Source organism: Curtobacterium sp. 18060, from assembly GCF_902706105.1.
Taxonomy (GTDB): domain Bacteria; phylum Actinomycetota; class Actinomycetes; order Actinomycetales; family Microbacteriaceae; genus Curtobacterium.
The window spans coordinates 1-14,359 of the sequence record NZ_CACSJV010000047.1; the positions used below are offsets into that span (position 1 = coordinate 1).

The window sequence follows — 14,359 nt, forward strand, 5'->3', positions numbered from 1 at the left end:
GCGCCGAACTTGAAGCCGAGTCGGCCGTGCGCGAACCCGCCGCCGGCGCGGATCGCGGTGGCGACCCAGGCGGCCTCGGCGAGTTCGGCCTCGGTCGCACCGGCCGTCACCGCGCGCTGGCTGTGGCCGTCGATGCAGTAGACGCACTGCGTGGTGATGCCGACGGCGAGGGCGATGAGCTCGCGGTACTTCAGCGGGATCGCGCGGCCCTCGGCCTGGAACACCGACTCGTCGAACTGGACGAAGGCCTTGAGGATGTCCGGGGTCTGCTGCTTGTAGACCTTCGTGAAGGTCTTGTCCTGTTCGCGGTCGAGGTAGTCGGTCATGTCGGCGACGCTAGGGCGGTCGGGGCCCCGAGGCGACGGGTGTTGCGGACCGTGACCGGCGGTGTCGCCGTGTGACACGGTGCCTCCGGCCGGCCGTCACACGGCGTCACGCGGGGCGCGGGCGCGCGGTCCGCACCGTGCGGCCTCCGTCGGTCGGTGCGAGGTTGCTCGCTCCGTGAGCGGCTGCAAGCCCGCACGGTGCGAGCAACCTCGCACCAGCTGGGCGCACGCGCACCGTGCAGCAGGCGCGGCCGCACGGCGGACCTCGCACGGTGCGAGGTCAGAGCCCTCGGGCGCGCGCGGCGAACCGCCCGCGCAACGTCACGTCCTCGTACGACCGGTGGAACACCCCGCGGCGCTGCAGGATCGGCACGAGTTCGTCCACGACGGTCTCGAGGCCCCGCGGGAACTCGTCGATCATCAGGTTGAAGCCGTCGGCGGCACCGGTGCGGTACCAGTCCTCGATGGTGTCGGCAGCCTGTTCGGGCGTGCCGACCACGATGCGGGCGCCGTACCCGCCGAAGCCCCGCAGCACGTCCCGCAACGAGGTGTTGTTGGCCCGCACCCACCGCACGACCGTCTCGTGGTAGCCGAGCGAGGGCCCGTAGGTGACCGGGTCGACCTCGCGGTCGAGGACCGCCGACGGGATCGGCGCGTCCGGCTCGAGCCCCGACAGGTCGGCGTCGAGGTGCGTCCCGAGCGCCCGGAGCGAGTAACCGTCCGGCGCGAGGGCCTCGAGCTCGTCCAACCGGCGCTGCGCCTCGGCCTCGGTGCTGCCGAGCACGAGCGACAGTCCGGGCACGACGGCGACGTCGGCTGCACTCCGGCCGTACGTCTCGGCGGCGACCTTGACCGCACGCAGGTGCTCGCGGGCGGGTTCCGGCGTCAGCTCGACGGCGAAGACGCCCTCGGCGACCCGCGCCGCCAGGTCACGACCGTGCGGCGATCCCCCGGCCTGGAACACGACCGGGTGCCCCTGCGCCGACGGTGGGACCCGGAGCACGCCCTCGAGGTCGAGGAACTCGCCGTGGTGCACGACCGGCTCCCCCGTCGCGGCGGACCGCCAGAGCGCCGTCACGAGGTCCACGAACTCCCCCGCGCGGGCGTACCGCTCGGGCCGGTCGGGGTTCGTCGCGACACCGAAGTTGGCGGAGACCGAGCGGTCGTAGGTGGTGACGGCGTTCCAGGCGACGCGCCCGCCGGACACCGTGTCCAGCGACAGCAGCCGCTCGGCGACGTCGAACGGGTCGTTGTACGTCGTCGATGCGGTGCCGACCAACCCGAGGTGGCTCGTCGCGTCGGCGATCGCCCCGAGCGCCACGAACGGCTCGAGCAGCCCGTAGGCGCGGACGTTCGGGTCGCCGAACGCCGGGTGGTCGGCGAAGAAGACCATGTCGAGCAGCCCGCGTTCGGCGGTGCGCCCGATGTCGCTCCAGAACGCCGCCGTGAGCAGGTCGGTCGGGTCGACGTCCTGGGTGCGCCAGGCCGCCGGACGCTGCCCGAAGCCCTGCAGGTTCACGCCGAGGATCAGGCCGGCGTCGCCGCCAGCGCCCGTCACGCGGTCACCGCCGCGGCGTCCGGCACGGCCAGCCCGAGCAGGGCGCGGAGCGTCGGACGTGTCGGTCGCGTCGGTCGCGTCGGTCGCGTCGGTCGTGGAGGTCGCGTCACGGTCGACCGGGAGGCCCGGTGCGGCTCCGCCCCGTCCGTCGCCCCCGGCAGCGGTGCGAGCGGGTGCGCCGCGCCCCCGAGCACGAGATCCGCTCCGGGCACGTCGACGTCGTGCCAGACCGCGAGGACGGGTTCGCCCTGCCGGCTCGACGGCGTCGTGAGCGGTCCCCGGACGCGGTAGCCGTCCGGTCCGCCGTCGTGGTCGAGCGGTCGGATCCGGTCGGTGTGCGCGAAGACACCCGACGCGCGGTCACCGACGATGCTGTCGAGCGGCCAGGTGCGCCACAGCCCGCGGAGCACCCGGGCGAACTCGGCAGGGTCGTGCGGTGCGCCGGTGCTCGGGGCTCCGGTGCTCGGTGCGCCGTGGTCCCGGGCGCCGACGACGATGCCCACCCGGCCGTCCAGGACGTGGTCGAGCGAGAGCACCCGACGCGCGACGTTGTACGGGTGCTCGCGGGTCGGTGCCACGGCGACGAGGAACCCGTGCTCCGGCAGGGCACGGCCGAGGGTGAGCGCCGCGGTCGTCGGGTCGAGTCGGTGGCCGGTGCTCGTCGCCGCGTCGAGGCGATCGGTGCCGATCGCCACGACGGCGGCTCCGGAACCGACGATGCGGACCGCGAGTCGGGCGATGCCGCCGGGTGTGGCGGCCGCCGCTGCGAGGTCCGCGTCGGGCACGGCGACGATGAGCGGTGCGGGGGCGCTGGGCGCGGTGGTCACGGTGGTCCTCCCGTTCGAGGTGCGCAGAACGGCCCGCCACGGTCACCTCCCCAGCGTCCGTGGCGAGCCGGTGCACCGACCGTAGGTGCTCACCTCGGCACGCTGCACGCAGGTGTCGGCGGGTTGCGCCCCGTGACGGTCCGTTACGGCGGAGCGCTCAGCGGTCTGCCGTCAGCGGTCGAGTGGACTCGCACCGTTGACGAGCAGGTCGGCGACGATGCGGCGCTTGTGCACGCGCGGGTTGTGCGACGCCAGGGTGCGGGCGTTCCGCCAGTGCCGGTCGAGGCCGAGCGAGCGGAACGTCCCCGAGGACCCGAGCGCGTCGAACACGAGCGTCGTCGCGTCGAGCACGGCGTCCGTGACGATGGTCTGGGCGCGCGCCACCGCGACCCAGCTGCGCTCGAGCGCCGCACGCAGCGTCGGGTCCGTCGACGGGTCCGCACCGGCCGCACGCAGGGCTGTGTGCCGGTCGACAGCCGCGTCCACCGGGCCGAGGCTCGCGGCGAACGCGGCGTCGGCGGCGTGCACCCGGGCATCGACGGTGCCGATCACGCCCAGCAGCTCCGGATCGTGGGTCGGATCCGCCGCGGTGCCGTTGTGGTGTCCGCGCGCCCGGGACCGCAGCGCCTCGACGCCCTCGCGCAGGGCAGCGCGGCCGATGCCGACCAGGATCGCGTGCATCACCGTCTGGTAGTACTGCTCCTGGTACGGGTACCGGGTCGCGTACGGCAGCACCCGCTCGTCGGGCACCGGCACGTCGGTGTAGGTCACGCTCCCGCTGCCGGTGATCCGCTGGCCGAAGCCGTCCCAGTCGTCGCCGATCAGCACACCGGGGTCGGAAGCGTCGACGAGCGCGACGGACTTCGCGCCGGTGTCGTCGACCGCCAGCACCGTGATCCACCGGGCGTACACGCTGCCCGTCGAGTAGAACTTCCGACCGGTCAACCGCCAGGACCCGTCCGGGTCACGGACGATGCGCGTGGTGAGGTCGACCCCGGTCGTGTTCGGCGACTCGCTCCACCCGCCGCCGACGAACTCGCCGTCGCCGAGCCGCGTGACGATCGCACGGTCGAACGCGGTGCCCTCGGCGTGCACGCGGTCCTCGACGAACGAGAAGTGGTTCCGCCACACGTGCGCCAGGCTCGGGTCGACCTCGGCGATCTCGGCGATCGCCCGGAACACGTCGGACAGACGGGCACCGACCCCGCCCCACGCGACCGGCGTCCGCCACCGTGCGAAGCCGGCGTCGACGAGCCAGCCGAGCTGGTCCGTGGCGAGACGCTCCTCACGTTCCCGTTGGCGGGCGTCGAGACCGATCCGCTCGATGACCGGCCGGAGCGGCGCGATCAGCGCGTCGTAGCGGTCGTCGGCCGGAAGCTCACTCGGACACATGGCGGCACGCTACCCAGGTGCGCGCGGCGATCGGCAGGGCGACGCAACGCGGGGCAACCGAGCGCAACCGGACGTCACACGGTGCGCGGACGGCCTCACCACACGATGCGCGCGAACTCCTCGCGGAGCCGTCGGGCCCGGCCCGGGTTGACCTGCTCGACCCACCCGATGCGCCCGAGCAGGTGCGCCCGGAACTCGGGGTGTCCCGCGCGGTTCTGGGAGGCCGGCCCGTGCACCACGGCGTTGTGCAGGACGGCGTGCAGCCGGTCGACCTCGCGGCGCCCGGGCGAGGTCCGCTCGTTGACGACGACGCCCGTGACCGACTGCTGGTCCCCGCGGCGCCGCACCCGGGTCTTCGACGGGTTGAGGCGGTGCCCCTGCTCGGTCACGATCCGGTCGACGCCCCGCAGGAACGCGTCCGGTCGCGCGGCGAGCTGGTCGCCCCCGCTGAACGTCAGGTCGTCGGCGTAGCGGGTGTACACCGCGTCGACGGCGCCGGCCCACCCGGCCAGCCGGGCGTCGAGGTGCCGGAGCGAGGTGTTCGCCAGCGCGGGCGACGTCGGTGCGCCCTGGGGCAGGTGCGCCGTCGCCAGCGCCTGGCGGAGCGCGTGGCGCTCCTCCGGCGAGCCACCGGCGGGCATCGCGCTGAGCACGTGCACCGGCACCCGGTGGGTGCAGAGGCCGGTCAGCACGTGCGCGAGCGGTTCAGCGAACCCAGCGGCCCGGAAGACACCGTAGACCGTCGGGGCGCTGACGCTCGCGAAGAACGACGTGAGGTCGGCGGTGACCACCACCTGCTGGCCGGTGTGCACGGCCGCTCCCGTGACGACGCTCCGCCCGGCCACGAACCCGTGCGCGGCGTCGTGCACGGGCAGCATCGTCAGGAGTTCGTCGAGGATCGTCCGTTGCGTGCGGCGGAGCATGTCCATCGGCTTCTCGAGCAGGCGCGGTGCTCGACCGGGTCGGGTGATCCACTCGTGCCGGTAGTGGTGGAGCGGGCTCGAGGGCCCGGAGCGACGGTTCCACGCGCGGGTGTCGGCGAGCCAGAGCAGCCGGCCGACGGTGAGGTCGAGTTCCCGGGCGAGCTCGGGCAGGGTGTCGACGAGCAACGGGCTCGCGGTCTCCGGACGGGCACGCACCGCGGTGGCTCGGCGCACGAGCACACGGACCGGCCGGCGGTCTTCGCGCGACCGGTGCAGCGCCACGAGCCGGGGTGCGACGGCGAGCACGGCGGCGAGCTGGCGCGGAGCGTCCACCGGTGGCCGGGGGTACGCCTCGAGCGCAGCGGCGACCGCGAGCCCGACGTACGCGCGCTCGACGCCGACGACCACGTACCCGGCGGCCGCCAGCTCGTCCGCCGCCCACCGCTCGGCCGTCAGGAACGCATCGGCCAGCGCCGCGGTGACGACGGAGCGGGGCGTGGGGTTCCCGGAGGACCTGTCGGTGCCTCCGTGCAGCGTCGCGCGCGGAGCGCGCTCGCCTGCTCGGGGCGTGTCGTCCTGCTGGTCCTGCGTGCCCCGGGGTGACCCCGGAGAGGTCGACGCGTCACGCGCGCCGGCCGCCTCCCCCGGGAACTCCACGCGCTCACCCTACGGCGGGCCCCCGACGCGCGCACCACCCCGGTCCGTGCCAGGATCGCCGGATGGTCTCGTACTTCCTGAGCCACGCCGAGGTCGTCGTGGAACCCGCCGAGCCGATCGAGTCGTGGGGGCTCTCCGCCGCGGGACGCGCACGCGCAGCGCGGTCGGGTCCGCTGGCCTGGGATCCGGGCGTCCGGACACTCGTGTCGAGCACGGAGCGCAAGGCCGTCGAGACCGCCGAGCTGCTCGGGGCCGCGGTCGGGCTCGTGCCCGCGCAGGATCCCCTGCTCGGCGAGATCGACCGCAGCGCGACGGGCTACCTGCCGCCGCAGGAGTTCGAGGGTGTCGTCGACCGGTTCTTCGCGGAGCCGACCCGATCGGTCCGCGGATGGGAGCGGGCCGTCGACGCCCAGGCGCGCATCGTCGGAGCGGTCCGGCGGCGCACCGCGGCGGGCGACGCGACCATCGTGTCGCACGGTGCGGTCGGGGCGCTGCTCCTCGCCGACCTGACGGGAGCGCCGGTGTCACGCGCGCTCGACCAACCCGGCATGGGCAGCGTGTTCGCGTTCGATGCGCAGGAGTGGCGGGCGACGAGCACGTGGCAGCGCGTGCCCTCAGGCTGAGGCGCACGCCGACCGGTGCGCGTGCATGTTCCGACGTTCCACTCGTTGATCAACGGGTGGATCGTCGTCTCTTGCGCACGCATCGAGTGCGCGTGCATGTTCCGACGTTCCACGAGTCGATCACCTCGTGGAGTGTCGGACGATGCACACGCAGCGAACGACATCGAGGACGTCGTACCGCGTCGTACCGCGGCGGCGGCGTCAGACGGGCAGCCGCTCCCCCGCCTCGACCGCGACGTCGAGCCGGTTCTCGGCCGGCGGCAGCGGGCACGTGGCGTGCGCGGTGTACGCGCACGGCAGGTTCGTCGCGCGGTTGAAGTCGATCCGGGTCGCGCCGGCGGCATCCGGGGCGGCGATGTCCAGGCTCCGGTTCGCGGCGTAGGTCGTGACGCCGCTGGTGCGGTCGGTGAACAGGACGTGCAGACCGTCGCCGTGCCCGTTGAACGCGAGGAGCGACCGCGGCCCGTCGAGCTCGAAGGTGAGGACGCCCGGCGCTGCGTACACGTGCTGCAGCCCGTCGACGACCGAGCCGACGGTGACCTCGCGCGGTTCGTCGAACGGTTCGAAGTGCGCGTCGACGACGAACCGGTCCGACGGCTCGTACGTCGGGGTGCCGGGGTACTCGGTCCGGGTCGGGTTGCCCGGGTGCCGGGGCCGGATGACGTCACTACCGCCACGACGGGCGACCTCGATCACGACGGTCTCGTCGCCGTCCTGCCACACGACGTTCGTGCTCGAGCGCTCGGGCAGTGGTCCGAAGCGGTGGGTGCCGGTGACCGGCTGCCCGTCGACCGTGATGGTCTCGCCGTCCGCGAGCTCGACGACGGGGCCGTCCTCGCCCGTCGACCAGGTGCCCGGGGCGTCGTCGAACCGCTCGGGCGTGCTCGTCAGCCACCGGATGCTCGTGATGGCGAGGAAGCCTTGCTCGCTCGCCCGGGCTCGTTCGTGGGCGTCGTGCCAGGCCGCCCACTCGGTGGCGGATTCGGGTGCGGTCGGCGTCGTCGTGCTCATGCCCCCGACGCTACGACGCCCGGGCCGCGAACGCGACGTCCCCGTCGCGCGACGTCACGCGCACGGCCGACCCGACGCCCTGGACCCTCCCGCTCACCAGGGGTGGGCGATGCTGCGGACGTGCACCGGGCCTCCCGGTCGACGCCCCGTAGCGACGCCGGCGCCGCGGCCGACGGGGGCAGGCACGGCGAGGTCGGCCTGCAGCACCGCGCAGGCGGCGCCACGGGCCACCGAGGCCTCGCCGAAGGCGGTCGCCGCGACCGTCGGGAACGGCCCGTTCGGCAGCCGGACCGCGAGCCGCTCCCGGACGGCCGCGATGAAGACGTCGCCGCCGGCGAGGGCCGCGCTGCCACCGATCACGACGCGTGGCACGTCGAGCAGCTCGACGACGTGGGCGAGCGCGGATCCGAGCGCTGCACCGGCCTCGGCGACCAGCGGCGCTGCGGACGGCGTCGCGCAGAGCCGCTCGAACGCGTGCCGGACGTCGCTCGCGCGGTCGAGCGGGATGCCCGTGCGGAGCAGCCCGGCATCGATCCCGCGCCGGACCTGCTGCAGGGGCTGGCAGGCTTCCCAGACCTCGGTCCAGCGCCCGTGCGCCTCGACGGGCATGCCACCGAACTCGCCGGCGTTGCCGGTCGCGCCGCGGACCACCTCGCCGGCGGCGACCGTCGCGGCGCTGATGCCGTGGCCGAGGAACACGGAGACCAGGTCGTCGGCACCGGCAGCGGACCAGACCTCGCCGAGGGCGCTCGCGACGCCGTCCTTCTCGAGCCGCACGGGCAGCCCCGTCCGGGCGGCGAGCTCGTCGGTGACCGGCAGCGACCACCAGGCGCGCAACTGCGCGGGGGTGCCCATCCGGACGCCGTCGGGGTCGATCGAGCCGGGGACGGCGAGGCCGATGCCGGCAGGGGCGGGCACGCCCGTGCGCGAGCGGGCCCGACTGCCGTCGCCGCGGACCCGGTGCACCGCCGCCGCCATCGTGTCGAGCGTCCGCGCCGGGTCGTCCGTCGCGTCCAGGTCGACGTGCTCGACGGCCAGCACGGCTCCGGTCAGGTCGGTGCGCACGACGACGAGGTGCGCCGGGTCGAGGTGGACCCCGATCGCCGACCGCGACCCCGCGACGACCTCGAGTCGTCGTCCGCCGCCCGGTGCTTCGCGCACGAGTCCCGCTGCCACGAGTCCGGCTGCGATGTTCGACACCGTCTGCGCGCTGAGCCCGGTCGCACGCATCAGCTCGGCGCGGGCGAACGGTCCCCGGCGACGGACGAGATCGAGCACCAGCGCACGGTTCTGGACCCCGACGCGCACGAGGTTCGTGCCGCCCGTTCTGCCCTGCACCACGGTGTCAGGAAGGGGTTGACGCGGCTCGGACATGGTCCCTAGCATCTCTGGTCATACGAATTTGTCAATCAATTGGATTGAAACCGCGACGGTGCGATCGGTTCGCCTGTCCGACGACGGATTCGCCCGTGCCACACCGGCGTGGCACGGGGTCGGAAGGGACGCTCGTGACGACGACCGCACGATCCGGAACCACTGCACCACCACGGACGCGCACGGGCGGTGACGTCGCGGTCCGTCGACGACCACGCGAGAAGCGTCCGTGGACCCCGGCCGAGAAGCGCCGGCTGCGCGTCGGCATCGCGTTCATCTCGCCGTGGATCCTCGGCGTGCTGGTGTTCATCGCCTACCCCCTGATCTACTCGTTCGCGATCAGCCTGACCCGGTACTCGGGCATGGCCGACATCACCTGGGTCGGGTTCGCCAACTACGTCGCCGCGTTCATCGACCCGCTCGTGCACACCGCGGTCGGCAACACCCTGTTCTACGCCGTCATCGCGGTGCCCGTAGGGATCGTCATCGCCATCGTGATCGCCATCGCGATGAACCAGGACGTCCGCGAGATCGGCTGGTACCGGACGGCCCTCTACATCCCGTCGCTCATCCCGACCTTCGCGCTGGCGTTCATCTTCGTGGTGCTCGTCAACCCGCAGACCGGCCTCGTCAACCAGGTCATGAAGCTCGTCGGCATCCCGGCGACGAACCTGCTCGGCGACCCGACCACGGCGAAGCTCGTCATCGTCGCACTCGCGCAGATGGGTGCCGGCAACGCGGCACTGATCTTCCTCGCCGGGCTGCGCGGGATCCCGAAGACCCTGTACGAAGCCGCCCGCGTGGACGGGGCTGGACCGCTCCGGCAGTTCTTCGCGCTGACGCTGCCGCTGCTCTCCCCCGTGATCCTGTTCAACCTGATCACCGGCATCAGCAACGGCCTGCAGGTCTTCACCGAGGCGTACGTGATCTCGTCCGGCACCGGAGGACTCGGCAGCCCGGACAACGGGACCTTGTTCTACATGCTCTACCTCTACAAGAACGCGTTCAGCTACGCGCAGCTCGGGTTCGCCAGCGCCATGGCCGTGCTGCTGTTCCTGGCCGGCATGATCCTGTCCGGGCTCGTGTACTGGCTGTCCAAGCGCTTCGTCAACTACGACGTGACCGGGGAGTGACCGATGACACTGCGCACTGAACGACACCCGGACCGCGACACCGTCACCTCGTCGATCGAGTCCGTCCGGCCCCGCGGTCGCAAGGGTGCCGACGACCGCTCCCGGAACGCCGACGGCTCGATCCGCTCACCGTGGTCGTCCGTCCTCGCCCGCGTGCTCCTCATCGCGATGAGCCTGCTGTTCCTCATCCCCATCTACTGGATGGTCATCTCGGCGCTGAAGGGCAACTCCGAACTCGGCGCCTTCCCGCCCACCTGGTTCCCGCAGTGGCTCGACTGGTCGAACTTCGGCAAGGCGATCGACGCGATGCCGTTCTTCACGTTCTTCCGGAACACGCTCATCATCACGGTCTGCGTGACGCTCTTCTCGATGGTCTCGAACCTCGTGATCGCGTACGGGTTCTCGTGCCTCGAGTGGCGCGGCCGCGACAAGGTGTTCTACGTCGTGCTCGCCACGCTGTTCATCCCGTTCCCCGTCACGCTCATCCCGATGTTCGACCTGTACGCCCGACTCGGCTGGATCAACACCTTCCTGCCCCTGATCGTGCCGAGCCTGTTCGGGTCCGCGTTCTACGTGTTCCTGCTGCGGCAGTTCCTACTGCAGATCCCGAAGGACCTGCTCAACGCGGCGCGGATGGACGGCGCTTCCGAGTGGGGCATCCTCTGGCGGATCGTCTTCCCGCAGGCCAAGGCGGCGCTCGTCACGGTCGGGATCTTCGCGGCGGTGGGTGCCTGGAACGACTTCCTCGGGCCGCTCATCTACCTGCAGGACGAGAACGTGCAGACGCTGTCCATCGGCCTGCAGATCTTCCGCCTCAACAACTCGCAGGACTTCCAGTTCAACCAGCTGATGGCGGCATCGGTGCTCATCATCCTGCCGCTCGTGGTCCTGTTCTTCGTGTTCCAGCGGACGTTCATCAAGGGCGTCCAGATCGGGAGCTTCAAGTGAGCAGCGCATTCGACCGACGAACGTTCCTGCGCGGTGCGGCCGCGACCGGCGGTGCGGGGGCGCTCGCGCTCCTCGCAGCATCGTGCGCCTCCGGCTCGAGCGGCCGGAGCAACCCGAACCAGGTCACGATCTGGGGTGTCACCGGCACGTTCGTGCCGTTCCAGACGAAGGTGATCAAGGACTTCAACGAGATCCACCCCGAGGTCGACGTCAAGGTGAACGTCGTCCCGTCGCAGGGCACCGGCGACGCCACGAGCATCATCACCGCCGTGCGCGGCGGCACCGCCCCCGACCTGTGGCTCCTCGACCGGTTCAGCGCGGCGCAGTACGCGGCGATCGGGCTCATCGAACCGATCGACGACATGATCGAGGAGTTCGAGGACCAGCCGAAGGACGAGTTCCTGGCGCAGTGGCTCGGGTTCACGATCGGCGAGGTCAGCTACCAAGGCAAGACCTACGGCCTCCCCCACGACACCGACGCCCGCGGCATGTTCGTGAACCGGAAGATGCTCACCGGCGCCGGGATCGACCCGGACGAGTTCGACTGGGAGCACAACGGCCCGGTGAGCATGGACCGGATGTGGGACGTCAGCGAACGCATCACGAAGAAGTCCGGTGGCAACTACACCCACATGGGACTGCTCCCCTGGTACGGCGAAGGCTGGCCGTTCACGTGGGGGCTCGGCCTCGGTGCGTCGTACTTCGACCAGCAGGACTCGAAGATGACGATGGACTCGAAGAGCGTCCGCAGCATCTTCGAGTTCTACGAGGACTGGGCGAAGCGGTACGGGTACAAGGACGCCGACACCTTCATCGCGACCTACGAGCCGACCGGGCACCCGCCGGGACAGACCGCGTTCATGGCGGACCGGATGGCGTTCATGGTCAGCGTCCCCTCCACCATCCAGACGTTCGACAACTACGGCCCGAAGGACCTCGACTGGGGCACCGCGTACCTGCCGACCCAGCAGGACGGCGGCGACAAGTACACGTGGTCCGGTGGCTTCGCGCTGTGCGTCCCGAAGGGCTCGAAGAAGAACAAGGCCGTGTGGGAGCTCATGAAGTACTTCACGAGCAAGCAGGGCCAGGAGACCTACATGGTGCCGGCCACGAGCGTGCCGTCGAACATCGCGGCGCTGAAGGACCCGAAGGGCTCCGCGAAGTCGATCCGCTTCTTCACCGAGTCGATCGGCGCGTCCACCTGCCGCCCGCCGCTGCCCGTCGGCGGCGCGTGGTGGGACTCCCTCGCCGACGCGCGCTCGAGCGTGCTGCTCGGTACCGCGAGTCCGCAGGAAGCCGTCGAGCGGGCGCAGAACCGCGTCGACCCGATGATGCAGACCTACTCGCCGTTCAAGTTGCCGAAGGACTACGACAAGGTCCGGATCTGAGCGGGAACGCTCTGGTCGTCCCCCACGAAAGGAACCACCGACACATGCCCTCCACCCCCTTGCGCGTCGCCGTCCTCGGCTTCTGGCACGTCCACGCCGGCGACTACGCACAGCAGACCGTCGACCACCCCGGCACCGAGCTCGTGGCCGTCTGGGACGACGACACCGAGCGCGGCCGAGCCGGCGCCGAACGGTTCGGCGTCGAGTACACCGACGACCTCGATGCGTTGCTCGCCCGCACCGACGTCGACGCCGTCACGATCACGACCTCGACCGACGTCCACCGCGACGTGATCGAGCGCGCGGCAGCGGCCGGCAAGCACGTCTTCACCGAGAAGCTCCTCGCCCCCACCGTCGAGGAGTGCGACGCGGTCATCGCCGCCTGCGATGCCGCCGGAGTCAAGCTCGTGGTCTCGCTCCCGCGGCTCTACCACGGCTACACGGCCGCGATCCGGCGCGAGCTCGACGCGGGCCGCCTCGGCGACGTCACGTACTCCCGCGTCCGGCTCTCGCACGACGGTGCCGTCGCACCGTGGCTGCCGGAGCGCTTCTTCGACCCGGCGACGGCGATCGGCGGCGCCCTCACCGACCTCGGCTGCCACCCCGTCTACCTGACGCAGCTGTTCCTCGGCGCCCGCCCCGACACCGTCGAGGCTGTCTACCGCTCCTACACCGGCCGCGCGGTCGAGGACCACGCCGTGGTCACCGTCGGCTACGCCTCGCAGGCGATCGGCGTCATCGAGGCCGGCTTCGTCGCGGGCACGCCGTTCACGATCGACGTGGCCGGCACCCGGGGCTGGCTCGCGTACTCCGACCAGGAGGCCCGGCTCACCGCCGGCGGACCGGCCTACGGCGACGAGCCGGTCACCCTCGACGTCCCCGCCGACGCCCAGGACGCCTTCGGTCAGTGGGTGGACCACATCGCCGCCGACACGCGTGCCGACGACAACCTCGCCCGCGCCGTCGAGCTCACCCGCCTGGTGGTCGCCGCGAACGACGCAGCGGGTCAGCCCGCGACCAGCGACGCCCTCGTCGGCGCACCCGCCTGACCGTCCCAGCAGTCCAGCACCTCGAACCAACCACAGGAGTCACCATGTCCAGCGACATCATCCGCGTCGGCCTCATCGGCGGGGGCGGCATCGCGTCCGCGCACATCGCCGGGTACGCCGAGCACCCCGACACGATCCGCATCGCCGCGGTCGCCGACGCGTTCGCGGCCACGGCCGAGGAACGCGGGGCGGAGCTCGGCGTCCCGTTCTTCACCGACTACCTCGCCATGCTCGAGCAGGCGGACATCGACGCCGTCGACATCTGCCTGCCGCACCACCTGCACCGCGACGCGATCGTCGCGGCGGCCAAGGCGGGCAAGCACGTGCTGTGCGAGAAGCCGCTGTGCCTGAGCCCCGACGAGGCCGCCGACGTGCAGCGCGCGGTGTCCGAGTCCGGCATCACCCTGATGTGCGCGCACAACCAGCTGTTCATGCCCGCGGTCGCCAAGGCCAAGGAACTCATCGACGGCGGGGCGCTCGGCACCGTCTACGAGGTCCGCACCACCGACTCGTTCCGCAACGAGTTCGACCCGTCGAACATGGGGTGGCGTGCCCACGCGTCGACGAGCGGCGGCGGTGAGCTCATCGACACCGGCTACCACCCGAGCTACCTGCTCATGCACCTGGCCGGTGGCGTCCCCGTGCAGGCCACCGCGATGCTCTCCACGCACCGGTTGGCGTTCATGGAGGGCGAGGACTCGGCGCAGGCCCTGTTCCGCTTCGACAACGGCGCCGTGGGCCAGCTCGTGACGAGCTGGGCGTACGACCCGGCCGCCGGCACCGAGCGGTTCAGTGTCGTCGGCGAACACGGCGCCCTGACGAGCGACGGCACGACGCTGCGGTGGGACCTGCGGGACGGCACGAGCGAGTCGGTCACCTTCGACGAGGTCGACACCTTCGCGGCCGAGATCGGCGCGTTCGGGGCGTGCCTGCGCGACGGCACGCGGCCGATCCACACGGAGCGCGAGGGCATCGCGGTGCTCGGCATGATCCTGGCGGCGTACGAGGGCGCCCGGACGGGGACGATCGCCCCGGTGCTGACGGCGGACGAGACCGTCAGCGCCTGACCCGCGCGGATCGCGCACCCGTTTTGCGACGAACCACGAGTCGCTCGACGCGTGGTTCGTCGCAGAACGGGTGCTGACGCACC

The 14,359-nt window shown here is 72.0% G+C and carries 13 protein-coding genes; 6 read left to right on the top strand and 7 right to left on the bottom strand.

Features of this window, described 5'->3' with window-relative positions:
* From GVL05_RS16290 to GVL05_RS16310, 5 genes are all read right to left on the bottom strand, one after another.
* On the bottom strand, positions 1 to 326 hold a 326-nt coding region (locus tag GVL05_RS16290; protein WP_159573809.1), incomplete at its 3' end, for a carboxymuconolactone decarboxylase family protein.
* A gap of 280 nt (positions 327 to 606) precedes the next feature.
* Positions 607 to 1,884, bottom strand: coding sequence for an NtaA/DmoA family FMN-dependent monooxygenase (locus GVL05_RS16295; RefSeq protein ID WP_200849249.1), 1,278 nt, complete (start codon positions 1,882 to 1,884; stop codon positions 607 to 609).
* Positions 1,881 to 2,711, bottom strand: a complete 831-nt coding sequence (locus GVL05_RS16300; protein WP_159573810.1) for an LLM class flavin-dependent oxidoreductase — start codon at positions 2,709 to 2,711, stop codon at positions 1,881 to 1,883. Before GVL05_RS16300 ends, GVL05_RS16295 begins: the two co-directional genes overlap by 4 nt.
* Positions 2,712 to 2,882: 171 nt before the next feature.
* Positions 2,883 to 4,103 (bottom strand): acyl-CoA dehydrogenase family protein, encoded by a 1,221-nt coding sequence (locus GVL05_RS16305; RefSeq protein ID WP_159573811.1) that lies wholly within the window; start codon positions 4,101 to 4,103, stop codon positions 2,883 to 2,885.
* 95 nt (positions 4,104 to 4,198) lie between these two features.
* Positions 4,199 to 5,683 (bottom strand): reverse transcriptase family protein, encoded by a 1,485-nt coding sequence (locus tag GVL05_RS16310; protein ID WP_159573812.1) that lies wholly within the window; start codon positions 5,681 to 5,683, stop codon positions 4,199 to 4,201.
* Between the two features lie 62 nt (positions 5,684 to 5,745).
* Here GVL05_RS16310 and GVL05_RS16315 point away from each other — a divergent pair, with 62 nt between their 5' ends.
* Positions 5,746 to 6,306: a histidine phosphatase family protein gene (locus GVL05_RS16315; protein ID WP_159573813.1), complete on the top strand. Its 561-nt coding sequence runs from the start codon at positions 5,746 to 5,748 to the stop codon at positions 6,304 to 6,306.
* A 201-nt stretch (positions 6,307 to 6,507) separates the two neighbouring features.
* Here the strand turns inward: GVL05_RS16315 and GVL05_RS16320 are convergent, their stop codons facing one another.
* Positions 6,508 to 7,317 carry a DUF1684 domain-containing protein gene (locus GVL05_RS16320; protein WP_159573814.1) on the bottom strand — a complete coding sequence of 270 codons (810 nt, stop codon included), beginning with the start codon at positions 7,315 to 7,317 and terminating at the stop codon, positions 6,508 to 6,510.
* A gap of 93 nt (positions 7,318 to 7,410) precedes the next feature.
* Positions 7,411 to 8,691 carry an ROK family transcriptional regulator gene (locus GVL05_RS16325; protein ID WP_159573815.1) on the bottom strand — a complete coding sequence of 427 codons (1,281 nt, stop codon included), beginning with the start codon at positions 8,689 to 8,691 and terminating at the stop codon, positions 7,411 to 7,413.
* A gap of 134 nt (positions 8,692 to 8,825) precedes the next feature.
* Between GVL05_RS16325 and GVL05_RS16330 the strand changes: the two genes are divergently transcribed.
* The 5 genes from GVL05_RS16330 to GVL05_RS16350 are packed head-to-tail and all read left to right on the top strand — an operon-like array spanning position 8,826 to position 14,276.
* Positions 8,826 to 9,824 (top strand): carbohydrate ABC transporter permease, encoded by a 999-nt coding sequence (locus GVL05_RS16330; protein ID WP_159573816.1) that lies wholly within the window; start codon positions 8,826 to 8,828, stop codon positions 9,822 to 9,824.
* Positions 9,825 to 9,827: 3 nt separating this feature from the next.
* A complete protein-coding gene (locus tag GVL05_RS16335; RefSeq protein ID WP_111085649.1) occupies positions 9,828 to 10,772 on the top strand; it encodes a carbohydrate ABC transporter permease in 945 nt (314 codons plus the stop codon).
* Positions 10,769 to 12,160 carry an ABC transporter substrate-binding protein gene (locus GVL05_RS16340; protein WP_159573817.1) on the top strand — a complete coding sequence of 464 codons (1,392 nt, stop codon included), beginning with the start codon at positions 10,769 to 10,771 and terminating at the stop codon, positions 12,158 to 12,160. The genes GVL05_RS16335 and GVL05_RS16340 overlap by 4 nt, the downstream gene beginning before the upstream one ends.
* Positions 12,161 to 12,204: 44 nt before the next feature.
* On the top strand, positions 12,205 to 13,209 hold the full coding sequence (locus GVL05_RS16345; protein ID WP_159573818.1) for a Gfo/Idh/MocA family protein: 1,005 nt from the start codon (positions 12,205 to 12,207) through the stop codon (positions 13,207 to 13,209).
* A gap of 44 nt (positions 13,210 to 13,253) precedes the next feature.
* Complete coding sequence (locus GVL05_RS16350; RefSeq protein WP_123340474.1) at positions 13,254 to 14,276, top strand: Gfo/Idh/MocA family protein; 1,023 nt, start codon at positions 13,254 to 13,256, stop codon at positions 14,274 to 14,276.
* Positions 14,277 to 14,359 lie beyond the last annotated feature (83 nt).